We start from the raw sequence: 23,598 nt of genomic DNA, 5'->3' as shown, positions 1-23,598 counted from the left end.
TTAATGAAAGCCTCATTTATCTAATCATTCACACTGTAATTGATGCAAAATAATTCACAACATAAACGATCGAGAGGTCACACCTATGTCTTTCTTTAAAAAACGAAAGTGGATTTTATGGTTACTTGCTGTTTTTCTTATCGTGGTAGTCCCACTTACAATTTTCATGCAAATAATTATCCATTCCAACGTGCCATCACTTGCAGAAGGAAGTATTGAGCAGCGTTATGCACAACAGGGGAGCTATGATGTACAGATAGAAGAAGTGAAGGGAACGAACACTGAGGATTTATTTAGAATTTATTATCCCGCATTTCAAGTGAGCGAAACCTATCCTATAATTTCTTGGGGAAATGGAACAGATGCAACACCTGATCGGTACAACGAAATTCTTACTCATCTTGCTAGCTGGGGCTTTATTGTGATCGATTCCTATAGCAAAACAACAGGAACAGGTAACGAAATTATGGAGGGAATCGATTATTTGGTAGGTAAAAATCAACAAGTAAACAGTTTGTTTTATCAAAAAGTAAATGTAGATCAAATAGGCGTAGCTGGACATTCTCAAGGCTCAACCGGGGTCATTAATGCACATACCAGCTTTAAAAATGGAGCTTTAATTAAAACGATTGTATCCATTGCTCTACCTGATTTGAAGTATTGTGATCCAGAGGATGTGTACGATACAGCACGGATTCGGGTTCCTTTTCTTATTATGGGCGGTACACGAGATTTTCTAATATCACCACTATCCAGCAATCAAGACGCACTACAACATACTAACGCGAACACACCCGTTATGATGGGAATGGCAAAAGGTGCAGCACATACGGCAATAGAAGGTGATGGTGGCAATCACCGGGGTTACTTGACTGCATGGATGAGGGCTCATCTGCTAAATGATCAAGAAGCTAAGAAGGCATTTTATGGCAAGAATGATGAAGATGCCGAGATGATGCATAATCCGAATTGGCAAGATGTGATGCAGGCGAATATGGTGGAGGATAAAGGTGTGCAATAACAAAAGAAAAAACGGCATTTCTGCCGTTTTTTTACCTAAACTCATCCAACAACGCTCTCGCCCCATCTGTCGACTTAGCATTCATCAAATTATTTCTTAGTTCACTTGCCCCTCGAAACCCACGCACATAAATTTTGAAGAAACGTGCAAGTGCGCTAAAGGATCGTGGAATCTGGGCTGAATAGTGATCATGAAGATCAAGATGCAAACGTAGCAGATCAAGCAACTCCTCACTGCTATGCTCCTTTGGCTCAGTCTCAAACGCAAATGGATTTTGGAAAATACCTCGTCCAATCATAATCCCATCTACCCCATATTGCTCTGCCAGCTTAAGTCCTGTCTGACGGTCAGGGATATCTCCGTTAATCGTTAGCAACGTGTGTGGTGCAATCTCATCACGAAGCTTTTTAATCTCAGGAATCAGTTCCCAATGTGCATCCACCTTACTCATTTCTTCTCTTGTCCGTAAATGAATCGATAGGTTCACAATATCTTGCTGTAAAATATGGGTTAACCAGTCACGCCATTCTTCAACGGCAGTAAAGCCTAGTCTTGTTTTAACACTTACAGGCAATCCTCCCGCTTTAGCGGCTTGGATAATGTCCGCGGCAACCGTAGGTCGGCAAATTAAGCCACTTCCCTTGCCATTTTCGGCGACGTTGACGACAGGACAACCCATATTAATATCGATACCCTTAAAGCCTTCCCTCGCCATCCCAATGCTCATCTCACGAAAAAATTCAGGCTTATCTCCCCAAATATGAGCGACAATCGGCTGTTCATCTTCGGTAAAAGCTAAACGTCCACGCACACTTTTATGGCCCTCTGGATGACAATAGCTTTCCGTATTCGCAAACTCTGTAAATAATATATCGGGTTTGCCTGCTTTACTTACAACATGGCGAAATACAACATCTGTTACATCTTCCATTGGTGCTAATATAAAAAAGGGTCGTGGTAAATCACGCCAAAAATTTTCCTTCAACATTTCAAATCTCCTCTATAGCTACAGGACCGTTGTCCCAAAAATTGTGTTAAATAAGCTTTTATAACTTCTAAAAAATTTAAAATTGACTTAAATAATCTATGACAGTGTAACATTGTTTAATCATTAAGATCAATGCTTCCCGGTATTCCATATAAGCTCAAAAAAGAGCATCCCATTTAAGGGACGCCCACTTTATATACAAATTTGCAAGTTTTGAAAACACTATTAGTTAAACGCTACGCTCATATAGGCTTACACCAAATATTCGACTTCTTGCCCGTTATCATCAATATATTTAATAATAGTACGATTGCTTTGCAAGTTAATCAATAAGGTACACCATAATGTATCCTTTTTCCATGTAAGTATAACCTCATCCTTAGGGCATGGAACAATACTAAACTCTCCATTAAATGCATCGTATTCATTTCTGAAGCGGATCAACTGCATGAGTCTTTGAACGACACTTTTTTGTACCGCAACCTCAACTTCTTCTACAGTAAAGTTATGTCGATTAATTTCACGACCTTCACCTGATTTTTCAACGGCTTCGATATCATTTTCGCCAGCAAGAAGTCCTACATAATAAACCTGTGGTACGCCTGGCACAAAAAATTGAATAGCTCTAGCAGCCAAATAAGCGTCGTCATCATGATTTAAAACCGAATAATAGGAGCAACGAATTTGATGTACATCAAAGCCATCCTCAGACTTATGCTCGTCAGATAAGATCAAGCTAAGATTTGCTCCTCTTTCCAGACATACATCCACTAACTTTCTAGCCTCTTTAGGATCAATGAGCTCATCCATATCTGGCTTCACAGGGATACCGTCATGACAATCCAGCATCGTAAACTGCTTAGCAGGTCTGTTCTCTAAATATTGATAAAGCTTTTCGTTCGATTGCCCGATTAAAGTGTCCAATATCGTGTAGGGCAAAATAAAGTCATAAATCCAAAAGCCATGCTCAGCTAGCTTATATTGAATGGAATAGTGGGAATGAACCTCGGGCAACAGTTCAATACCAAGAGAGCTTGCAAGCTCGTTAATCCAATCTAGGAAATCATAGATTTCAGGTTCTACGAAAAAGCAGCTTGTCCCTAGCTTCTTAATAATATAACCAACTGCATCCAATCTCACAATTTTGACGTTATGCTTACTGAAGTTTTCAAAAAACTGCCTAAAAAGCGCCTTTACCTGCTCTGAATGAATATCTAAATCGATTTGCTCAGACGGATCGGTTTTGCCAAAGGTTGTCCATACCTTCTCTTCTTCACCTGTATTTTCAATCTGGAAGGTAGAATAGGGAAGTGGTCTACGTAAAAACATTTTATTGATGTCCTCATCAACTGGTTGTCCATCCGCCCAAATTTTATCTAACGTAATAAACAGATCGGCATATTCCGATTGTCTGCCCTTTTCCAAAAAATCTTGGAAATACTTAGACTGTCTAGAGATATGATTGACCATTAAATCAACCAACACATCAAAGCTTTCGCCAATGGCACTAACATCCTCCCAGCTTCCAAAAGCAGGGTCGATCTCTAAGTAGGTAAGCGGAGCAAACCCACGATCTCCGGAGGATGGAAAAGGAGGAAGGATATGAATGCCACCTTTAAATATGTCCGAAAAGTGCTTTTTTAATAGTTCATGTAGCGTTTTTAAGTCTCCACCCATAGAGTCAGGATAAGTAATAAGCTGTACTTTATTTTTTACTGCCATGTCACATTTCTCCTCCTGATTAGCGCAGCTCAGTTATTTTTCACTTTTTTCACTTTTTTCACTATAAGCTATATATTTTCTTAATTTCCTCAAGCTCAGGCAAAGCTACGACAGCCCCCATAAACTTCAGTTTATATGCGCTGACTGCAAAACCAAGCATTAAAGCTTCCCTTAAGGTATATCCTTTCACGAACCCTGCATAAAACCCTGACCAAAATGCATCTCCTGCGCCAGTAGTATCGACGATTTTATGTGCAAGTGTTGCAAATTCCACAGTTTCTTTGCCATTAGAGACGATTGCCCCTTCTTTACCTAAGGTCATGATGACCAGTTTGGCACCTAGCGTAAGAAACTTTTCAATTTGATTTAAATTAGTGTCCTTTCCAAACAATCGTTCTGCATCATCTTCGGAAGGCTTTACAATATCAACCTTACCTACGATAGACTTAATATAGGCAAGCCCAGCCTCTCCATTGTCCCACAGCATAGGATGGTAATTAGGATCAAAGCCGACTAGGCAACCATGTTCACTTGCAGTCATCATAACTTTTTCGATCGTATGGCGTGCAGGGCTTTTGGAAATAGGCCAACTGGAGAAGTGAACGATTTTAGAGCTTTTTATTGCTTGGTCAAGCTCGTCAGTATAGCTTAGTTGGTAATCTGCCCCCCTGTAAAAGATCGGGACAGGCGTGTTTATGCTTTTCGTGACCATCACCATACTCGTGGCATATTGTACTTGCTGTATAAGAGAAGGATCGACACCAGCATCCTCAACTTGATTAATCAAAAAGCTCCCCAGCCCATCTTTACCTACAGCCGCAGCAAGTCTAGCATGTATGCCGAGCCTGTTTGTATTCATTGCAATATTCGCTGGTGAACCACCAAAATATTTATGATAAGTGTTAGACTCAAAATTGTCCCCATAGTCATCTGAGATCATATCAATTAAAAGCTCACCGATGGACAACAGATCATTTTCTTTTTTGGAAAAAGTAAAACGCTCGTCAAATGTAAACATCACAACACCTATTTCAATTTATATATTTTTATGCATACCGTAGGTATTTCCGTTGCACTTGCACCTGTACCTTCACTTGTACCTGCTCCTGCTTCCAAGCTTCCGACAAAAACACCACTACGCAGCCAGTCGTATTTTCCATCCGCGACTTCAAAACGGGTTGTCGTCTTAATTAAACTAGAGTGACTAAATTGACTGGTTTGATTGCTTTGACTGGTTGGACTAAGTTGAGGCTCAGATGGCAAAATACCTTCATTTTCAACGGAGATAACAACCCCATCATCAGTTTGAAGCGCATATTTAGCAAATGCATGTGCTGTTTGATCATGACGTGTCGTATTCCAGTCATACCCACCTGATAAAATGCTGCCCTTTATATTAGGCCCAGAAAAAGTCCCACCTGTAATCGGTATCAGCCTTAACAATCCTTTTGGCGTATCCCCTACCTCTTGCGTTTGTCCTAATTCTACTTCGAGCTCAAGCACCAATTCCGCTTCTAGCTTCATACTGTTGCCCACTTCATCGCTTTTTCAATATACTCATTCCAGAATTTCCAATCATGCACCCCTGGCGCTTCAATGTAGGTATGCTCTACACCTTCGTGCTTAAGAAATTCATGATACGCTCTATTTTCCTTCAATAAAAAATCCTCTGTTCCACACGCCATATAGATGTTAGGAATCAATGTTTTTTCAGGATTCTCTGCAGTGTCCTTTTTCAGATTAAGAATTAACGCCTCAGGGTCTTTATCGCTCCCAAGTAGCTCATTTAAGTCGCCAAACACTCTTCGATAATAGTTATAGTCTGCAATAGGGTCTTTGTAATCCTTCGGGATACCTGCGATATTACGTGTGATCAAGGCGGAGGATAAGGCAATAATTTTACTGAAGTGCTGGGAGTACTTTAAGCCATTACGCAATGCCCCAAATCCCCCCATAGATAATCCACCGATAAATGTATCTTCTCTATTTGAAGAAATAGGGAAGGTTTTTCTTGTAAATTGAACTAGCTCATTTCCGATAAATTCAGCGTGAAGCTCCCCTTTATCACTATCATCTAAATAAAAGTTATTTTCTCCGCTTGGCATAAACACAGCGATATTATGAATCAGTGATAATTCCTGAATTTTAGCACCTAATCCCCAATCCATATGGTTGCCTGCATAGCCATGCAATAAATAAAGGGATTTTATAGGCCCCCGCTCTACTGGCTCTTGCCCTGGAATTTCTAGCGTATCCACAGGAACAAACGCAGTAAACGGAACCTGTCTTTTTAATGACTTAGAAAAAAAGTTCACTTGAAAAAATGCCATCAAAATCTACTCCTTTTCTCCATGTTCTAAAGCCCTTTTTAGTGCCTGTATACACTCACTTCTAGCTCGTTTGCTAATATCTACCTCATTGAAGATCGCATCAAAGCCATGAAAACATCCAGGATATAAGTGAAATTCAACGGGTACCCCAGCCTGTGCAAGTCTAGCAACATAATCTAGTGCTTCATCCCTAAAAGGATCAAGCTGACCGATAAACGTATAGGCAGGTGGAAGATTGCCTAAATCTGTAGCTCTGCTTGGCGCTGCATAAGGTGAAACCTCATCTGGTCTAACACTATGATTATCCTGTGCGACCTGATCATGGGTGCCTAAATACATGCTCCATGCAATAATATTACTTTCACGATTCCACGCTAATGGCATATTTTCTTCGTTGATCTCATAACTAGATGGGGTTTCATTACGATCATCTAACATTGGATACAAAGGCATCTGAAAAGCAATCTGCGGTCCCCCACGATCACGAGCCATTAACGCCAACGCGGCTGTTAATCCGCCACCAGCACTTGCACCTGCAATGGCAAGCCTTGCAAGATCAATCTGCAATTCATCGGCATGCTCTGCTGTCCATTTCAGACCAGCATAACAATCCTCAATCGCCGCTGGATAAGGATGTTCGGGTGCAAGACGGTAGTCAATTGATATCACAACACAATGAACCTCATTTACCATGTACTCACAAAATCCGTCATCCCCATCAGGGCTACCTAATACATAACCACCCCCATGAATCCAGTAAACGGCGGGTAAAACTGAAGTGGTTCTGTTCTTGGGCTCATAAATTTTCACCCTTAGCTCAGATTCTGAACCTTGAAAATGACGGATGGTGATATTTACATCAGGTGATCCCTCCAGCTTGGGTGGCTGAAAGCCTCTCATTTTATCTAAATCCTTAGACAGATCAAACCTTGGCGCATTATTCAATATATCTCGTAGTTCAGGTAAGACCCTTTCCTCATATGCCATTCCCCAAAACTCCTTTGCTTACAAGTAAGTAAACGGTTCTTTGCAGTCTATAAAATGAACAGGCACACCATCAAGCATCGGGGCTAACCATTCCGCCATATATTTCATCCCTGCTTCTTCACTACGCTCATGTCCTAATACAAGCATCGCTTTGTTCATACCAAGCGCAGCAGCATCACGTACATATGGAGTTAACGTCCATTCAATGATGTCTCCACAGACCATTACGTCCAAATCCTTCTCCCGCATTAACTTCATCGGCATCTCTTCTGTGCCAAGTCCAAGACTTCCGCCACCCACTAAAATCCCCACTCGTCTACACTTCGTTTCTGGCGATCCAACAATTTGAATGACCTGCATGTCTAGCTTTTCTTTAAAAAAGTTACTTAGCTCCACTAACGACATTTCAGGAATTTCATAACTGTGTGGATATTGTTGCCCTTCAATTAAATAATCCTTCCATCCGATTTCTTTGATCAAGCCATCATAAATTAAGTCTGTAGGTGCTGCATGCATATGATCATGAAAACGCCAAATCGCAATATTGTGATCATCAATCAGCTTTTTTTTCTGTAAATATACTGGATCATCACTAAGCCACTCTGTCGTATCCCGTCCAGTGTAATACGTGGGTTCATGCGTAATAATTAAGTTGGCTCCCTGTTCAATCGCCTGATTAATCACTTCCACTGTTGCCATAAATGTCGTCGCAATTCCAGTCACCTCTGTGTCAGGACTTCCACTCATCAACTGATCGCACGTCTGTTCAAATTTAATGCCACCAAATTGATTTAAAATTTCATCAATCACCTGTTGTACCTTCATTCTATTTCCTCCTAATTAAATGAATTGATTATCCTTTTACCGCACCCACAACGACACCTTTAATAAAATACTTTTGCATGAATGGGAAAATAATGACGATCGGAAGTACACCAATTACGGCTAAAGCCATCCGTACCGCATTACTTGGCAGCTGCACCGCTACAGCACCAATCGCAGAACCCGCCGCCCCAGATTTCAGGTATTGGATATTGTCCATCATTCTTACTAGTAAATTTTGAATTCCATAATATTGTGGTTTAGTAATGTAATACAAGCCGTTAATCCAATCATTCCAGTATGCAATCCCTGTAAAAATACCAATCGTGGCAATCGCAGGTGTAGATAAAGGAAGAATAATTTTGAAAAAGATTTTGAGTTCCTTTGCTCCGTCAATTTGAGCCGACTCTATCAAAGCGCCTGGCACATTATTGCGATAATAGTTTGTCATTAAAAACACGTTAAACGCATTCATTAAATAATTGGGAATCATTAATGCAAAGATCGAATCTTTAATATGGAATACTCTTGTCCACATAATATATGCGGGCGCGATACCGCCACTGAATAGCATCGTAAACAATACAAGGAATGAAATAATTTTTCCATATTTAAAATCACTTCTGGAAAGCGGATAAGCAAGCATCGCTGTGATGAGCACACCTAGCAAGGTTCCAACTGCCGTTACGAGGATGGATACCCCATATGCTTTAAAGATCGTTTTAGATTCTGAGATCAGGTAAGAGTATGCATCCAAGCTTAAAGCTTTTGGAAAAAAACTATACCCATTGGCAATCAATTCATTTTCTTGTGTAAATGAAGCAATAAAAATTAATAAGATGGGGGCGATACTTAAAATAACTAGAATTATAATTGCCACTTCAGCAAAAATCGTAAACCTTTTCTCCCCACGTGTTTGAAGTTCTGTCATCTGCTTTGCCTCCTAAAACAAAGAGTTATCCGAATCTATTTTTCGCACAATCCCGTTCGCTACCATCACTAATACAAATCCGACCAGTGACTGATATAATCCGGAAGCAGCAGCCATACCTGTATCATTCAACTGCATCATCGCCCGATAAACAAAGGTATCGATCGTCTGCGTCGTGTTATACAACGCCCCTGAATTCATAGGCACCTGATAAAAGAGACCAAAATCTGAATTCATAATTCTTCCTACAGCCAGCAAGGTCATAATAATAATGGTTGGCTTTAACAAGGGAAGTGTAATGTCCTTAATTTGTCTAAACTTGCCTGCGCCATCAATTTTTGCTGCTTCGTAAATACTTTTATCCATCCCTGCAATGCTTGCCATGTAGACGATGGAGGAATACCCCGCCGTTTTCCAAATGAAAACCAGCACAATAATGACGGGCCAATATTTTGCTTCTGAATACCATGAGATCTCCGGTAGATTAAAGAAACTAAGAATTGTTTTATTAATTAAACCTGAATCCGAATTTAAAAATGAAAACACGATATATGAGATGACAACGGTCGAAATAACACTAGGAATAATGAGTGCATTTTGATAAAACTTTGATAGAAATTTTTTAGTTAACTCTGTCATTAAAAGTGCAACAATGATTGCACAGATCGTACCAATCACGATAAAAGCTAAATTGTATAAAATCGTATTTCTCGTCATGATCCAAGCATCTTTGGTTTTAAATAAAAACGCAAAGTTATCAAGCCCAATAAAGTCTCCACCAAAAATACCTTTAGCAAAGTTTTGACTTTTAAACGCAATGGCAACGCCTGCCATCGGGATATAGTTATTAATGAGTAAGTAGATCATTCCCGGAATAGTAAGCAGCAGTAACGGCAATGAGCTTTTGGCGCTTTTACGTCTAATTTTTTGTGCCATATCTTTTATCCCTTTCCTGAGGTTAATAAAACCCTTCGCTGTGATAAATGAAGTGAAGATTATATTATCTTCACTTCATTGGACTTGATCTTATTTATTATTTTGTGCAAGCCATGCATCAAGCTGCTTTTGTTTTTCCGCTACGATGCGATCCATACCTGCTTCCTTGAGTGCTCTAATAATGTTTGGAAGCTCTTTGTCAGGATCAAGGCTACCCGTATTTAGTCCAGGTAAATATTGATTAATAATATTCATAACGGAGGAATATTCCGCTTTTAGACTAGAGCTATCGAAGGTGAAGCCAAATGCTTTTGATTTCGCAGATGAACTATTTTCACTCTCCATCAGCTTCATATCCGCGATACTTTGACCTTCCAATGCAAACTGATTAAACATGTTGCCTACAATCCCAGAGCTAAGTTGCGCTGTATAAGGGACAGTATTTGCATCTTTACCTTCAGGGAAGTTCACGTGATCTGCATCAATTTTAGTGTAGTCTTCTCCTTCTAGGCCAAACACGATCAAATTGACAATGTCTTTATCTGAGAACGTTAAATTCATAAACTTCATTGCTGCATCTGGTTTTTCACTGTTTGCAGAGATCGCCCAGCTCACTGCATTCACACTTGTCGTGGATAGATAAGGTTGAGCAAGTCTTACCATATTTACAGGTTTACCTGTCATAGCAGCGATTTGAGCACCTGATTCAAGTCCTGCATAACTTGCAATATAGGAGAAACCACGATCAGATGACATTAGTTCTGTTGCTAAAACGTTGGAGGTAGCTGCATCCTTAGAAATGTAGCCCTTTTTAAACCAATCTCTTGCGATTTTGATTTTTTCTTTAAACTGTTCTGTTTCATAGAAGCTAACCACTTTGGTGCTATCCCCAACTAAAACTGCTGTTGGCTTAAAGATGTCATCCGTCAAATAATCAATGTTATCCATTGTATTCAAAACACCAGATACGCCCTGATTTGCAGGAGCAATCGGAACCATATTTGGATATTTTTCTTTTACCTTAGCAAAAAGCGCATCTAGATCATCAATACTTTTGATGCTGTCTGGAGAAACGCCCAATTCCTTCATAATATCTTCGCGATACACAAGGTTCGGCGCAAGCGCATAACCTTTGTAGGCTGGAATCGCATAAGTTTTACCGTTGGATTGTGTAGACTTCAAGAAATCCTCGCCTACAATCTGCTTTGTTTCTTGCCCATCTTTAGCAAGTAGGTCATCTAGCGGCATCACCATATTTTTTGAGATATATTGGTTCAAATCCCCTAAAGTATGGAAAATATCAAGTTTTTCTCCACTCTGTATCGCAAGATTGACTTGTTGTGCATAATTTGAAATCGCCATCGGCTTTAGTTTTACTTTCACATTAATTTTAGGAATTGTAATGTCATTAATGGCTTTCTCTACCTTACTGGTATCCTCAGGGACTTTATTGAATGTAACAAAGGAATAGACAATCTCATCCGGATTACTTTGCTTTTCGTCTGTGGAATTTTTGGAATTGCCACTGCTACACGCTGATAGTAATGAAGTGGAAAGTGCAACAATAGCTAACCCACTCAAAAGCTTTTTAAATTTTTTCATCTGAATCCCCCTCAGCAGTTATAAATTAAAGTTGAGCTTTTTTTATATAATGTAATTATAGTAGTTCCCCTCAATTAAACGCTTTCAAAAACAAGGGGAACTTTTTTACTTTTAAGCGATTATAAAAAAAAGATGGTAGCTTAGGCTCCATCCTCCTTGCGATAAGTCTGGGGACTAACCCCTGTTAGCTTTTTAAAAACGGTAGAAAAATACGAAAAGTTATCAAACCCAACCTGAGCCGCAATCATGCTAATACTAGTATCCCCGTTTCTTAGCAATTCCTTCGCTTTTTCAATCCGGTATTGATGAATAAAATCCTTAATAACAATCCCCGTCTCGGCTTTAAACAGTTTAGCAAGATATTCGGGCGTTAAGAAAACACTTGCTGCGACATCATTTCTAGAAATGTCCTCCATATAATGCTCCAATATAAATTGCTTCGCTTTATCAATAATGCTCTCTGATTTTTTAACCTCCTCTACGTAATCGAGAGTTCTTGTCGAAATAAAGTGGACCCATTTCATCATGTCAAACACAGAATTGTTGGCACTTACGTTTAATTTTTGCGACATTTTATCCGAAAACAGCTTGTGCGCTTGAATCTCCTTTTTGTATAAAAAGGTGTATACAATTTGCATAAAATCTTGATGAATCGAATACATCGTTGATGCATCTAAACTATTTTTAGCTGCCAGCAGCTCAAGCTTATCTTTGATAAAATTGATGATGTTTACCTTTTCGCCTTTTGCAAACATTTCTTCTAGCGCTGTAGCATCAAGCTCATATTGACCTGTAAAATTAACAACCTCCGCATCATTTTCATAAAAAACTTTACTGCGAAATGTGAAGTTATTTTGATCTATTTCCTCTAATCGCTTTCGATCCTTAGCAAGTGACTGGTGTGTAGCATTGCTACATATATAACAAGCGACCATACGCTTTAAATATTGTTTGCAGATTTCGATAAACTCTTCACACTTATCTTTCACCTGCTTGTCCGTCACCTTGTCATGGATAATAACAGCAACATAATGGTTGCGATCTGTTGCATAATAAATAACATTTTGAAAGTCCATTTCACTAACAATGACTTCTGAAGACATCTTTTTTAAAATATATTCAAAGCTAGGATCATCCAAGGTTGAACCGGTTGGATTTTCTGATTTTAATACACTGACTAGCACTAAATGATAATTGCCCTCAGGGTCCAAGGAGAGATTTCTTTTTGTTATTTCATGTTGTATCGCTGATTTTTCAGATGGAATTTTAGAAAATAAAAGATCTCTCCAAAAATTCCTCAAAATTATTTTTTTATTTTCTAGCCAATATTGCCCATACTCGCTATACTGCTGAAGCCGATTTTCCTCATTAATTTTTTCGATCGCTTTTAAAACAGCCATTTCAGTTTTCTCAATGTTAAAAGGTTTAGTTAAATAACTGCTTGCTTTATATTCCAAGGCGGTAGAGGCAAAATGGAAATTTTCATGATTTGTTAAAAAGATAAATTCACTTTTATATTGATGTGAACGCACCCATTTTAATAAATCCAGACCAGATTCCTTAGGCATTTCAATATCACATAAAACGAGATCTGGTGGCTCTTCCTCAAAGCGCTTTTGTGCGCCAGCAACATGATGTGCGATTCTCACATCCTGAATACCAAGCTTGCCCCAATCAATCGAATCACGAACAACCTCAGCAGTAAGCAGGTCATCTTCCACGATAAGCAGTTTCAAAGCTAGTCCTCCTGTTCCATCGGAATAATGATTTCAACTTTTCCTCCTAATGCGTCCACATTAGATATTTTTAAAAGGTTATTTTTTCCATACAATAACGATAATGTCCTTTTAATGTTCGAGATGCCAATTCGATAGCCATCCATTGAGCCAACCACATCAGAATGGTTTACCTGTTCCAAAATATCCTCTGGAAATCCCTCTCCAGAATCTTCAATGACAATTAAAATGGCTTCTTTTCCCTCAAAATCAATTTGGTTTATTTTAACAAAAATCGAAAGTGGTTCATCCAACGTCATGGCATGTTTAAATGAATTTTCAATAAATGTGTGAATAATGAACTGAGGTATCGCCTCCTGCATAATTGTAGGTTCTACATCAAATACGTAAAAAATGCTATTTGGAAAGCGAATTTCCTGCATATAAAAATAGTTTTTAATATACTCAATTTCTTCAGCAATCGGGACTTTATTTAAGCCGCCCTTAAACATATATCTAAGATGATTGGATAAGGCATCAATGAATTTCCGAATATCTTCATTTTTGTCTTTGTACGTTAAGCTGTGAATGGTTGTAAGTGCATTTAAGAAAAAGTGCGGCCTAATCTGCATTTGTAGGTATTTTAGCTCTGCCTTTTGTAGTTCAATTTTTTCTTCATATTGACTTATTTTTAGACTTTTGATTTCCATAACCATAGAATTAAAGGATTGATTCAAAATTTGAAATTCAAGTGATTTCCCGCTTCCTTCGACTTGATAATCTAAATTGCCCTGCTCTAATCGTTTTGTTCCCACAACAAGTGCACGAATCGGGATTATGATTTCTTTTCTCAAATAATTAATAATAAAGGGCATTAAAACTAAGGATACGATACCTAAAAAGACGATAATCCACTGAATATATCCAAGTCCAAGCAATATACTTTTTTCTTTGATTATAATGGACAACCGCGTAGAGCTTGTCTCCTGATCACTTGAAATCATTAAGTATTTTCCGTTAAGCCTGTTCACCACTTGACTGTCATTGGGTAATGGGTAGGTGATGTCTGAAAGATTCATATTCCCTGCTGTAAATAAAAAGTTGCCCGCCATATCCGTTAAAACGACTTGCTGATCGGCATTATTATCCATCACATTAATAAATGACAGCAATGTCTCCGCATTAACCAAGGACACAATTAAAGTACCTGAGAAATCATAACCTTTAACAAAATAGAGCTTTCCATTAATAGAGATCGTACTCCATAAATCTTGAAGCGTATATTTCTGTTTTGATAGCTTGTTCCTAATGACATCAGATGTGATCACCTTATCTTGAGCGGTTAATCTACCACTGCTATAAAGAATTAAGCTGTCATTTTGTTTGTTGTACACAGCGAGTGCATCTGTCGTTGTACTGGAGCTTATTCTTTCCGCCAAAATACTAGACAATCTCATCGCAGCAAAATATCTTTCTGACTCACTGCCCGAATTTAAACTCGTAATATCATTTACACCATCCAAAGCGACATCATTTAAATCCTTCACTGCATTATTTAAAGAATGGTTAATGTCACGAATATGAATATTCATTTCATTCATGGCTGAATTGACTGTATTCGTTCTGATCACATGGAGTGAATAGAGATTGCTTGTAATGATGACAGCAAGAAGAACAATCATGACGACTGAAGTCCCCGCACTAATTTTAAATACTAAAGATTTCTTGCGCATAATTATGTTCTCCTCATCATAAATCGTGCTATTCAAGTGCCAAATGATTACTACTAACAAACATTCCTGCACCCACTGATGCAAAAGTTGTCGAGATTTTAATTCTTGCAGCTTTGTTTAGTATTGTTGCATGTTTTATGTTTTTTATGAAGTATTTTATTTGGCTCAATACAATAATCAGTCCTTGACAATCATGAAGTAAGAGGCTACGTAGCAGGGAGTGGCTTCAACCGCTGTTAAGGCCCCATTTTCTTTATAACATGTATTGAATGGATGAAATTGTGACCTTAAAGGCGGGCGCTCTCGCTTTTCCACCATCTCCCTGCTCCTTCGCTTCGTTAGCTTATTGTCAAGTACCGTTTCTTAAGTTAAGCCTTTTATTTTAAGAGAAAAAAAGACGCTCAGCTTGTGAGCGCCTTCCTCTTTATTACAATTGAAGCTCAGACTCTATTTCTACGACTTGACAGCCATTAAACAGAGCAAATCTATGGAAACAATCCTTCAACGCTGTCCGTAATTTTTTAGTTAGCTTAATGCCACTCTCCAACCATACTCCTTTAACAACAAGGATTCCCTCTTTGCTCCTGGCAACGATTTCAGCCCTTCCCGCAAATTTATCGCCATATAATAGAGGCAACACATAATGGCCAAATTTCCGTTTGGATGCAGGGGTATATATCTCCCAAATATAGTCGAAGTCAAATAACATATGGATCAGCTTTCGGTCCCAAATTAAATTATCCAGCGGAGCAATTAACTCGCAACGTTGTTGTGTTATTGCAATTTGATTTTGTAGCACCGCTTCAACAAGTGGTAGATCAGTACTAAGGCAATAAAGTATGTCTTTTATAGACTCTACAGTTATTTCAACAATCTCACCTTCGATTAGCAATTGACGAAAAACCTCATTGCGTTGTGCCGTTTTTAAACCCCAAATATTTAGCCAAGCATCTGATGCACGATTCCATAACAGGCCAACACCGCCAATTCGACGGAGTACACGCCACTTGTAATGCTGAAGCTCATCCTCTAACGGCTCCGGCGCATTTAACAAATCGGGTGGGATATGGTTTTTGGCAACATCATAATACTTACGTGTTCCTTTTTTATGATGGATAATTAATTCCCCTGACGAATACATCTGCTCAAGCATTGAACGAGATACATTAGTGCCACCACTCCAGTGAATCGCGGATTGCCAAGTAAAATCTCCATCTAATTTTAATTCCTGTGAGCTTAATGGACCGTTGTTCTGGATAGAAGTTAAAACTTGCCCCTTCAAATCCTTCATCTGTGGAAAAGACTGTTCATGTTGGCGCGCAGCTTGCCTGTAGCGCCCAAAATAGGGCCAGTCCTCTAGCGGTATAATCGCTAAATTTTTATCAGGATAATCGACTAACAACCTATCTTGATACAATAATTCCTCCAGCATTTCCTTATTAAATCCTTTAACTCGTGACTGTAATACAAGCTCAGCATTTTTCCCACACACATCAATAGGATCATATTGAATGCACCCGACCTGAGACACAAAATCAACAACGCCTTGTTTTCCAACGAATCGATATGAATTCATTAGTCCATGCTTTAATAATAAAAATTGGCGTGCTTGTTGTTTCGTCAACTGAATCATATAGGCGTCAACTCCTCCAAAAAAGGGAACAAACATTCTTATTTTATTGTACTATTTTTTGAAGTGTAAACACAAATCATTTATTTTAATAACTGCAATACAGCTTGTGAGCTTTGATTAGATTGCGCTAACATCGCTTGTGCCGCTTGCGTTAAAATATTTGATTTTGTATAATCCAGCATCTCCTTAGCAATGTCTGCATCTCGAATACGAGATTCGGCAGCAGTTAAGTTTTCTAACGAATTCCCTACATTGTTTAAGGAGTGCTCCATTCTATTTTGTAACGCACCGTAAATCCCCCGAAAATGCGATACTTTTGCAGCTGCTCCATCCGTTTTAGCTAATGCTTGCTCAGGAATAGAGGGTGGTAACAGCCCTAAATTCGCAACCCCCAACGCCTTAGCATCTACAGTAAATAGCGGTATAGAAATGCTCTGGCCGCTATTAGCTACTGTCTGCATCTAATATTTATATCAAATAGCCTAAAGTTATTCCCTAACTGATAAACTAATCATCTATATATTCGCCTTTTTCCTATAGACTAATCTCTTTTAGAGAATTATAATAACAAAAGCACCAAAAATACGAACGTTAAGGGGATATATATGGATCAATATATGTTATTGTTTCAAGGTACTGCTTTTTCCAGTAAGTCTCCCAAAGAAATTGAAATTTTAGCGGATTATTTATTTGCGATTAATGCGGATGGAATCATTGAGAAGGTCATTGCACCACAGGATGAGGAATATCAAGGTTTAATAGAAGCTTATCAAGGCACAGACCGCTTTCACCGCTTAAGTGAAGGTCAATATTTACTCCCAGGGTTTGTGGATCTGCACGTACATGCACCACAGTGGGCTCAATCAGGTACAGCCTTAGATATTCCACTTTATGACTGGTTAAACACCTACACGTTCCCATTGGAATCTAAATTTGCAGATTTAGATTTTGCAAAGCTGGTCTATGAGGATTTAGTTAGCACCCTGCTTGCCAATGGCACAACGACAGTGTTGTACTTTGCTACAGTCCATAAAGAGGCAAGTTTATTACTAGCTGAAATCTGTGCAAAACAAGGACAACGAGCGCTCGTTGGAAAGGTCGTTATGGATGATACCGAGCAAACACCGGACTACTACCGGGACTCCAGTACAACAACAGCATTACAAGATACAGAAGACTTTATTCTCGCTGTTCAGAAGCTTGCTAAAAATGTGAAACAAGGTGTGTATCCTGTTGTAACTCCACGTTTTATTCCTAGCTGTACAGACGAAGCACTAGAGGGACTGGGGAAAATTGCGGCTAAATATGATGCCTACGTACAATCCCATTGTAGTGAAAGCGATTGGGCTCACAGCTATGTAAAAGATCGTTGTCATAAAAATGACGCCTTTGCCCTGAATGACTTTGGACTACTACGAGACAAAGCAGTGATGGCACATTGTAATTTCCTTGATGATGCGGATGCCAAACTCTTTGCAGAAACAGGCACAGCCATTGCACATTGTCCAATTTCAAATGCTTATTTCTCGAATAGCGTCATTCCTACTGCTCGCTTTCAAGCCAAAGGAATCGACATTGGTTTAGGGACAGACATTTCAGGCGGGTTTTCACCTAGCTTATTCGATAATGTAAGGCAAGCCGTAATCTCTTCAAGAATGCTAGAGGATGGCGTCAATCCTGCACTACCTTCAGAAGAACGTGGGGTACCAAACTCAAGACTTACAATAGATGAGGCATTTTATTTAGCCACTGCGGGTGGTGGTGAAAGTCTAAGCTTACCGATTGGCCGAATTCAACCAAACTATGTATGGGATGTTCAGATTATAGATACGAAGCTTCCTTCTGCCAAGTTACCTATTTTTAATACGGTCAATAATAAGGGCAAGGATGGAGAAAATAGTGATACGAAGAGAAAAGATTTGCATGGCATCTTTGAAAAAATCATGTATTTAAGTAGACCTGAAAATATCCGTGAGGTTTGGGTACAAGGTGAAAAAGTGCACTCTCGCGACTAAAACACCTGATCAAAAATCTTATCTCTTTAAATTAAATCACATTTTAACGATCATTTTTTCTAGCTCTTAACTTCTTAGCTTACAAAATAAAAATTAGAGGTGCACATCTCAGTGAAATCACAGTCAGCAACGCAACACACAAATGGAAGTACACACAGTCAATTAACAGTTTTACCTGATGAAAAGCTATCGTTTGGCAAGTCTACTCTTTTAGGTCTTCAGCATGTGTTGGCGATGGATGTCTATGTCGTCCCGTTCCTCATTGCTATGTTAATTGGCTTACAGGGAGATCAGTCAGGCGCATTAATTCAGTCTACCTTTATCGCGGCAGGTCTTGCTACCGTGGTGCAAAGCTATTTTTGTATGAAGCTTCCTGTTGCTCAAGGCCCTTCATATGTTCCACTTGGTGCGATTGTTGGTATTTATGCGGCTAGTGGTGGTGGGCAATTAGGATGGAATTCCGTTTTAGGCGCGAGTTTAATTGGAGCGGGTCTTGTTATTTTGTTAGGGATGACAGGTTTATTTAACAAAATCGTAAAATCGTTTATTCCCCCGATCGTTGGTGGTACCATTATATTTATTGTAGGTTTATCTTTATTACCCGTCGCGATTCGTGACAACATTTATCAAGCCTCTGGGGCAAACATTAATCAAAATGTCATGTTAGCACTCATCTCTGCAGGTGTATTGCTTTTGTTCGTTGTTTTAGGCTCAATATTAGGTAAAAAAGGATCAATTTTTCGTATTATGTCCGTCATGTTTGCCTTAATCGCAGGATGTATTTCTGCTAATTTTATGGGTTTATTAAACTTTTCTGCGGTTGAACATGCAAAATGGTTTAGCCTGCCGCAAATTCCTTTTGCCGACTTTGGTTTTTCCTTCAACTTTTCTGCGATTGTAACGATGATCATTATCTACCTTGTATTACTTGCTGAAACGACAGGAACATGGTTTGCTGTTAGTAATGTGATTGATAAGCCTTTGACAGAGAAACATATTAATCGTGGGGTCATCGGAGAAGGGATCGGTTGTCTTATCGCTTCATTACTTGGTTCAACTCCAGTTACAGGATACTCCACCAATGCAGGTATTATTTCCATTACGGGCATCGCAAGCCGACGTGTTTTTCTTGCGGTAGGTGGATGGTTTGTTGTGTTTGGTTTTTCTAGCAAGCTTGCAGCTTTAATTGCATCAATTCCTACTGCGGTAATTGGTGGTGTGTTCGCCATCGTGTGTGGCATTATCGCGATTAACGGAATACAGGTGATGAAAAACCAGCACATTGGGGAAAAGGAAATGTATGTCATTTCTATTCCGATGATTTTAACGTTAGCTTTAGTGTTAATTCCGAAGGATTACTTATATTCTTTGCCTACCTTTGTGCAATATTTATTAGGTTCACCGATCTTGGCTGCGGCAATGGCGGCTATTATTTTAAACAAGTGCTTGCCTAATTCAAGTAAAAAATAAACTGTAGTTATATTCATTGATGTAAAAAAAGTTGGACGGAGAACACGAGTCACCTCAGTGTTGTTCCGCCCAACTTTTTTTCTTTTAATCTGTAATTTCTTTAAGTTAAGCAGAACTATTTGAGATCGCCATATTCAATACCATTGCTTATAATTTTCCTAGCCTTAGCTCATAAAAATACTGTACAATCGGATGCTTTAGCTTTATGCTGTCAGCCATATTTTGTATACGCTTTTTCCCGACGCGCCGATCGATCAACGCTAACACATTTAATAAAATATGATCGCTTTCCAGACTGTCTTCGATCGAAGTAGATAAAAACTTAGTTGCTACTGCGGTAAAATTAGATTTACTTAATACGGACTGGGCTAGTAAAAGGTCTTTAGCAAGCTTGGATAGCTTCCTCCCTTTGGCGATAACAACAAGACGATCCTCTGGCACATAACCGTTCGTATCTTTACGGATCACTTCTATTTCTTCATTACTAATCGGTATTTGAATATCTGGATCACTTTTAACATCCTGCTCGGTTTGATACCATTTTATTGCGTTGTTAGTATCATTAAGATTAAGTATGTTCTTTTTATCTACAACCAGATAACAAGTACCTGACTTATCAGGTAAATAGCGATAACTTGTTGCGCTGTATTTCACTCTCTCACCTAATGTAGGACTAAGAAACTCCTCCAGCTGTTGTTTTAATTTACTCCAGGACATGGCTGCCTCCATCTTCATATCTTCTTTGTATCTCTTCAATTGTATCAAATGATCTCTTCAAAATTTTATCCACCTTAAAAATAGATTTAACCCTTTTTCTTCTATTTTCTAGCACTGAATACCTATTCTCTTATCTTGACAATCCATCTATATGATCATACACTAGCAAATGTTATTAGGAAAATACTAGGAGGTGCTAATTGTTTTAGGTATAGCAAGCTAACAATTTCAAAAAATGAGAAAGCGGTGCAGCATGAAACGACTATTTGCAATTATACTTACAGTTACTTTAGTACTTACAGGATGTCAAAGCAATAATTTAACTAAAGGACCCGAAAAAGCTGAAGAGGTTAAAAAAGGTTCCACCATTTTAACTTTAAAACAGAAATACGGTACAGTTGACACCAAAGAAGTTATGCCAATGTATAACGTAGCACAAGATGAGGAATTTAAATTTAAGTTCAAAGCTGATTTAAGAAAATCAAATTTGACGTCCTACGATATTATTTCTGTACATACCGATATTAAAGCGTATAAAGCTAGTAAAGTGTATGCCTTTTCAGACAAAATTGATAACACTGTTACGGTTAAACCAATGAGTTGGGGTGTATTAACATCTGAATCTATGAAAAAGAGAGGTGAAAGCAGTTGGGGTGGCGCCCCAATCTATTACATTCGCCTAAATTATGATCCAGATGCAGAGCAGTTAACACTACTAGACGAGCCTATTATCATTCCGTTCACGGTAAAATCAGAGCTTCCTGTTCCAAACTTAAATTATGTCATCGACAAAGACAGACGTCTGTCGCTTGTCTGGGATAAGGTTGAAGGTGCAACTGAATATAAAATTTATCAACGTTCCAAAATAATTCTTAGAGAGACAAGCAACCTTCCTTTGCAAGGCGCGGAGGAGGCTTTTGAAGGCAATCTTCCTAGGTTACATGCAACAACAACTGAAACCACCTTTAATGACTTTCTTGAACCAGGTAAAGGTGGACTTGGTTATAGTGACAAATACATTACCTCACAACAAAACTTTGGGTTAGAAGGTGAATACTACGTTACTGCCGTTAACGGAGACAAAGAATCTAACTTTAGTAAAGGCATAGCAACAGCCCCATTATCCAAACAATTGCCTCAGAGTATTGATAAGCAAGAAGATAACAAGACGTATTTAAGTAACTATAGTGATACTAGCATGCTACCAAGTACGTTAAATGTTATATTTATCGACGGTTCTATTTCTTCTGAACCTGTCATTTACGATACAGCAGAGGTCGAACTTAAGGATTATGGCGTTACGATTATTCCATTTCACATTAAAGATACAGCAATTAGAAGTTATGTAAATGTGGAAAAGGTGACACAAGAGGATTTAGATCAACTTGCCAAGGAATCGTTAGCTACAGCCAATAACGGTAACGTTTTACCAGAAAATAATACACCTTATGTTCCATCACCTGATGTACCAACAATTATTAATGATGGAAATGCACCTGCTTCAGAACCAACACAAGAGCAAGAAGCACCTGCACAACCAGATACACAAAACACAGAGAAAGAATCATCACAACCTGAAAATTCCTCCTCTGAGCCAGCAGCTTCAACAGAGGAACAGGAACCAACGAAATCAGAAGATTCAAGCAGCTTCACCGATAGTAAAAATAACATGCTAAATGAAGACACACCTCAGGAAACACCATCAGATAGTCCTAATGCAACTTCTAACGAAATGCCAAACGGTACGTCAAGCGAAGTATCTAATGAAGGATCAACTGATACAACGAAAGAAAACTCAGATGAGACTATAAATGAAAAACAAGATTCAATTTCAGATACGGAACCTAGTCTTGTTGATGAGCAAAAATCGAATACAAAATATAATGTAGACCAAGGTAATCAGGAGATCGTACCAGAACCCGCTACTGGTGATATCATGATAAACGCGGATTCTGCCTTAGAAGAAGTATTAGCTAAAAATTTGATTGCTGGACAGAAGGAAATTTCCTTAAAGGCATTCCCAGAAGCCCAAAATTTCACAACTCTTGAAGATGCATTTAAAAAAGTCATTTACCAAAACCCATTGATTCTAGGGATAGAGCGTTATCAATATAACTATAAAACCTTAACTTTAATCGTTGAATATAGTGAATCAGCTAACGAGATTAAAAGAAAACAAGAAGAAATCATTTCTAAAGCGAAGCAAATTGTAGGTTCAATCATCAAGCAAGGGATGAGTGACGAGGAAAAGAGAAAAGCCATTTATGATTATTTGAATGATAATACGAAATATGATAATGCAGCTTTAGAAAACGCTAAAAAAAATAATTTTACAAATACAGACCCTGAGTTTAATGACTCCTTTACGACATACGGTATTATGGTTAAAGGGATTGGTGTCTGCGGGAGCTATGCTTCTACTTATAAAATGCTGTCCGACTTATCTGGGTTAGAAAGTATCGTAGTTGTAGGGACACTCGATGGAATAGGGCATGCTTGGAATAAGGTTAAGATCGGAAATGAGTGGTTTAACGTAGATGCTACTAATAATCAAACCAATTTGGGTATCCCTTATTACTTGTATAACTCTAATGACGAGACAGCTAGAAATCAAAATACAATTGAAAACAAAGAATATTGGATTGATTCTGAGATCGACAAATTCCAATCGAGTAATAACGCAGAAGATTATTATGTAAAAAATCAACTTGAGGCTACTTCGATTAGCGATTATAAAGATAAAGTAGAAACAGAATTAAAAAAAGGAGTAAAAACAGTCGTTCTACGTTTACACTTTGCTTCTAGTGTGAGCTCTGATGAATTAGTAACACCTGCTGCTGATGCTTTAAAAGCGGTAGATGAGTCTCTTTTAAATACTGCTCAAGTATATGTTTGGGAAAATTATGCTATTTTAGATCCAAAACCTGATCAGAAATAAAGTATATATTGTAAAGTTATAAGCAAAAAACAACCCTA

At 38.5% G+C, this 23,598-nt stretch carries 19 protein-coding genes; 4 read left to right on the top strand and 15 right to left on the bottom strand.

Translation table 11 applies throughout. The features are described from left to right. The first annotated feature begins 85 nt into the window (after positions 1 to 85). A complete protein-coding gene (locus ABE099_RS01300; RefSeq protein WP_430026769.1) occupies positions 86 to 1,021 on the top strand; it encodes an alpha/beta hydrolase in 936 nt (311 codons plus the stop codon). A 31-nt stretch (positions 1,022 to 1,052) separates the two neighbouring features. Here ABE099_RS01300 and ABE099_RS01295 read toward each other — a convergent pair whose 3' ends face one another. The 14 genes from ABE099_RS01295 to ABE099_RS01230 all read right to left on the bottom strand — a co-directional run bounded on the left by ABE099_RS01295 (position 1,053) and on the right by ABE099_RS01230 (position 16,881). Further along, positions 1,053 to 2,006 carry a tRNA dihydrouridine synthase gene (locus ABE099_RS01295; RefSeq protein WP_430026813.1) on the bottom strand — a complete coding sequence of 318 codons (954 nt, stop codon included), beginning with the start codon at positions 2,004 to 2,006 and terminating at the stop codon, positions 1,053 to 1,055. A gap of 255 nt (positions 2,007 to 2,261) precedes the next feature. Next, entirely contained in the window at positions 2,262 to 3,731 is a 1,470-nt protein-coding gene (gtfA, locus tag ABE099_RS01290) for a sucrose phosphorylase (RefSeq protein WP_430026768.1), read from the bottom strand. 61 nt (positions 3,732 to 3,792) lie between these two features. Further along, positions 3,793 to 4,749, bottom strand: coding sequence for a carbohydrate kinase family protein (locus ABE099_RS01285; RefSeq protein ID WP_430026767.1), 957 nt, complete (start codon positions 4,747 to 4,749; stop codon positions 3,793 to 3,795). A gap of 8 nt (positions 4,750 to 4,757) precedes the next feature. Further along, positions 4,758 to 5,255, bottom strand: coding sequence for a DUF3237 domain-containing protein (locus tag ABE099_RS01280; RefSeq protein WP_430026766.1), 498 nt, complete (start codon positions 5,253 to 5,255; stop codon positions 4,758 to 4,760). Then, on the bottom strand, positions 5,252 to 6,061 hold the full coding sequence (locus ABE099_RS01275) for an alpha/beta hydrolase (protein ID WP_430026765.1): 810 nt from the start codon (positions 6,059 to 6,061) through the stop codon (positions 5,252 to 5,254). Before ABE099_RS01275 ends, ABE099_RS01280 begins: the two co-directional genes overlap by 4 nt. A gap of 6 nt (positions 6,062 to 6,067) precedes the next feature. Further along, a complete protein-coding gene (locus tag ABE099_RS01270) occupies positions 6,068 to 7,048 on the bottom strand; it encodes an alpha/beta hydrolase (protein ID WP_430026764.1) in 981 nt (326 codons plus the stop codon). Between the two features lie 18 nt (positions 7,049 to 7,066). Further along, a complete protein-coding gene (locus tag ABE099_RS01265) occupies positions 7,067 to 7,873 on the bottom strand; it encodes a Nif3-like dinuclear metal center hexameric protein (protein ID WP_430026763.1) in 807 nt (268 codons plus the stop codon). A 28-nt stretch (positions 7,874 to 7,901) separates the two neighbouring features. Next, positions 7,902 to 8,801 carry a carbohydrate ABC transporter permease gene (locus tag ABE099_RS01260; protein WP_430026762.1) on the bottom strand — a complete coding sequence of 300 codons (900 nt, stop codon included), beginning with the start codon at positions 8,799 to 8,801 and terminating at the stop codon, positions 7,902 to 7,904. A gap of 12 nt (positions 8,802 to 8,813) precedes the next feature. Beyond that, positions 8,814 to 9,737, bottom strand: coding sequence for an ABC transporter permease (locus tag ABE099_RS01255; protein WP_430026761.1), 924 nt, complete (start codon positions 9,735 to 9,737; stop codon positions 8,814 to 8,816). A gap of 90 nt (positions 9,738 to 9,827) precedes the next feature. Then, on the bottom strand, positions 9,828 to 11,339 hold the full coding sequence (locus ABE099_RS01250; protein WP_430026760.1) for an ABC transporter substrate-binding protein: 1,512 nt from the start codon (positions 11,337 to 11,339) through the stop codon (positions 9,828 to 9,830). Between the two features lie 140 nt (positions 11,340 to 11,479). Further along, the gene (locus ABE099_RS01245) at positions 11,480 to 13,075 is read right to left on the bottom strand and encodes a helix-turn-helix domain-containing protein (protein WP_430026759.1); all 1,596 of its coding nucleotides are present in this window, start codon (positions 13,073 to 13,075) and stop codon (positions 11,480 to 11,482) included. Positions 13,076 to 13,077: 2 nt separating this feature from the next. Further along, positions 13,078 to 14,787, bottom strand: coding sequence for a sensor histidine kinase (locus tag ABE099_RS01240; protein WP_430026758.1), 1,710 nt, complete (start codon positions 14,785 to 14,787; stop codon positions 13,078 to 13,080). A gap of 427 nt (positions 14,788 to 15,214) precedes the next feature. After that, positions 15,215 to 16,420 carry a winged helix-turn-helix domain-containing protein gene (locus tag ABE099_RS01235; RefSeq protein WP_430026757.1) on the bottom strand — a complete coding sequence of 402 codons (1,206 nt, stop codon included), beginning with the start codon at positions 16,418 to 16,420 and terminating at the stop codon, positions 15,215 to 15,217. An 80-nt stretch (positions 16,421 to 16,500) separates the two neighbouring features. Then, positions 16,501 to 16,881 carry a flagellin gene (locus ABE099_RS01230; RefSeq protein ID WP_430026756.1) on the bottom strand — a complete coding sequence of 127 codons (381 nt, stop codon included), beginning with the start codon at positions 16,879 to 16,881 and terminating at the stop codon, positions 16,501 to 16,503. A gap of 144 nt (positions 16,882 to 17,025) precedes the next feature. Between ABE099_RS01230 and guaD the strand changes: the two genes are divergently transcribed. Then, positions 17,026 to 18,435 (top strand): guanine deaminase, encoded by a 1,410-nt coding sequence (guaD, locus tag ABE099_RS01225; protein WP_430026755.1) that lies wholly within the window; start codon positions 17,026 to 17,028, stop codon positions 18,433 to 18,435. Between the two features lie 111 nt (positions 18,436 to 18,546). Beyond that, positions 18,547 to 19,905: a uracil-xanthine permease family protein gene (locus tag ABE099_RS01220; protein ID WP_430026754.1), complete on the top strand. Its 1,359-nt coding sequence runs from the start codon at positions 18,547 to 18,549 to the stop codon at positions 19,903 to 19,905. A gap of 147 nt (positions 19,906 to 20,052) precedes the next feature. On the opposite strand, the gene ABE099_RS01215 is transcribed toward ABE099_RS01220, so the two are convergent. Beyond that, the gene (locus ABE099_RS01215) at positions 20,053 to 20,622 is read right to left on the bottom strand and encodes an SF0329 family protein (protein ID WP_430026812.1); all 570 of its coding nucleotides are present in this window, start codon (positions 20,620 to 20,622) and stop codon (positions 20,053 to 20,055) included. Between the two features lie 253 nt (positions 20,623 to 20,875). Here ABE099_RS01215 and ABE099_RS01210 point away from each other — a divergent pair, with 253 nt between their 5' ends. After that, entirely contained in the window at positions 20,876 to 23,560 is a 2,685-nt protein-coding gene (locus ABE099_RS01210) for a transglutaminase domain-containing protein (RefSeq protein ID WP_430026753.1), read from the top strand. Positions 23,561 to 23,598 lie beyond the last annotated feature (38 nt).

Origin of the sequence: Paenibacillus turicensis, assembly GCF_050461185.1 — a bacterium.
GTDB lineage: Bacteria > Bacillota > Bacilli > Paenibacillales > Paenibacillaceae > Fontibacillus > Fontibacillus turicensis_A.
Note: the sequence above shows the minus strand (reverse complement) of the source record. Positions and strands in the feature narration are given on the sequence as shown.

What these genes read in the sequence shown, in the direction of transcription:
- ABE099_RS01300 (WP_430026769.1), top strand. Translation starts at nt 86, where the DNA reads ATGTCTTTCTTTAAAAAACGAAAGTGGATTTTATGGTTACTTGCTGTT.
- gtfA (WP_430026768.1), bottom strand. Translation starts at nt 3,731, where the DNA reads ATGGCAGTAAAAAATAAAGTACAGCTTATTACTTATCCTGACTCTATG.
- ABE099_RS01285 (WP_430026767.1), bottom strand. Translation starts at nt 4,749, where the DNA reads ATGTTTACATTTGACGAGCGTTTTACTTTTTCCAAAAAAGAAAATGAT.
- ABE099_RS01280 (WP_430026766.1), bottom strand. Translation starts at nt 5,255, where the DNA reads ATGAAGCTAGAAGCGGAATTGGTGCTTGAGCTCGAAGTAGAATTAGGA.
- ABE099_RS01275 (WP_430026765.1), bottom strand. Translation starts at nt 6,061, where the DNA reads ATGGCATTTTTTCAAGTGAACTTTTTTTCTAAGTCATTAAAAAGACAG.
- ABE099_RS01270 (WP_430026764.1), bottom strand. Translation starts at nt 7,048, where the DNA reads ATGGCATATGAGGAAAGGGTCTTACCTGAACTACGAGATATATTGAAT.
- ABE099_RS01265 (WP_430026763.1), bottom strand. Translation starts at nt 7,873, where the DNA reads ATGAAGGTACAACAGGTGATTGATGAAATTTTAAATCAATTTGGTGGC.
- ABE099_RS01260 (WP_430026762.1), bottom strand. Translation starts at nt 8,801, where the DNA reads ATGACAGAACTTCAAACACGTGGGGAGAAAAGGTTTACGATTTTTGCT.
- ABE099_RS01255 (WP_430026761.1), bottom strand. Translation starts at nt 9,737, where the DNA reads ATGGCACAAAAAATTAGACGTAAAAGCGCCAAAAGCTCATTGCCGTTA.
- ABE099_RS01250 (WP_430026760.1), bottom strand. Translation starts at nt 11,339, where the DNA reads ATGAAAAAATTTAAAAAGCTTTTGAGTGGGTTAGCTATTGTTGCACTT.
- ABE099_RS01240 (WP_430026758.1), bottom strand. Translation starts at nt 14,787, where the DNA reads ATGCGCAAGAAATCTTTAGTATTTAAAATTAGTGCGGGGACTTCAGTC.
- ABE099_RS01235 (WP_430026757.1), bottom strand. Translation starts at nt 16,420, where the DNA reads ATGATTCAGTTGACGAAACAACAAGCACGCCAATTTTTATTATTAAAG.
- ABE099_RS01230 (WP_430026756.1), bottom strand. Translation starts at nt 16,881, where the DNA reads ATGCAGACAGTAGCTAATAGCGGCCAGAGCATTTCTATACCGCTATTT.
- guaD (WP_430026755.1), top strand. Translation starts at nt 17,026, where the DNA reads ATGGATCAATATATGTTATTGTTTCAAGGTACTGCTTTTTCCAGTAAG.
- ABE099_RS01215 (WP_430026812.1), bottom strand. Translation starts at nt 20,622, where the DNA reads ATGTCCTGGAGTAAATTAAAACAACAGCTGGAGGAGTTTCTTAGTCCT.
- ABE099_RS01210 (WP_430026753.1), top strand. Translation starts at nt 20,876, where the DNA reads ATGAAACGACTATTTGCAATTATACTTACAGTTACTTTAGTACTTACA.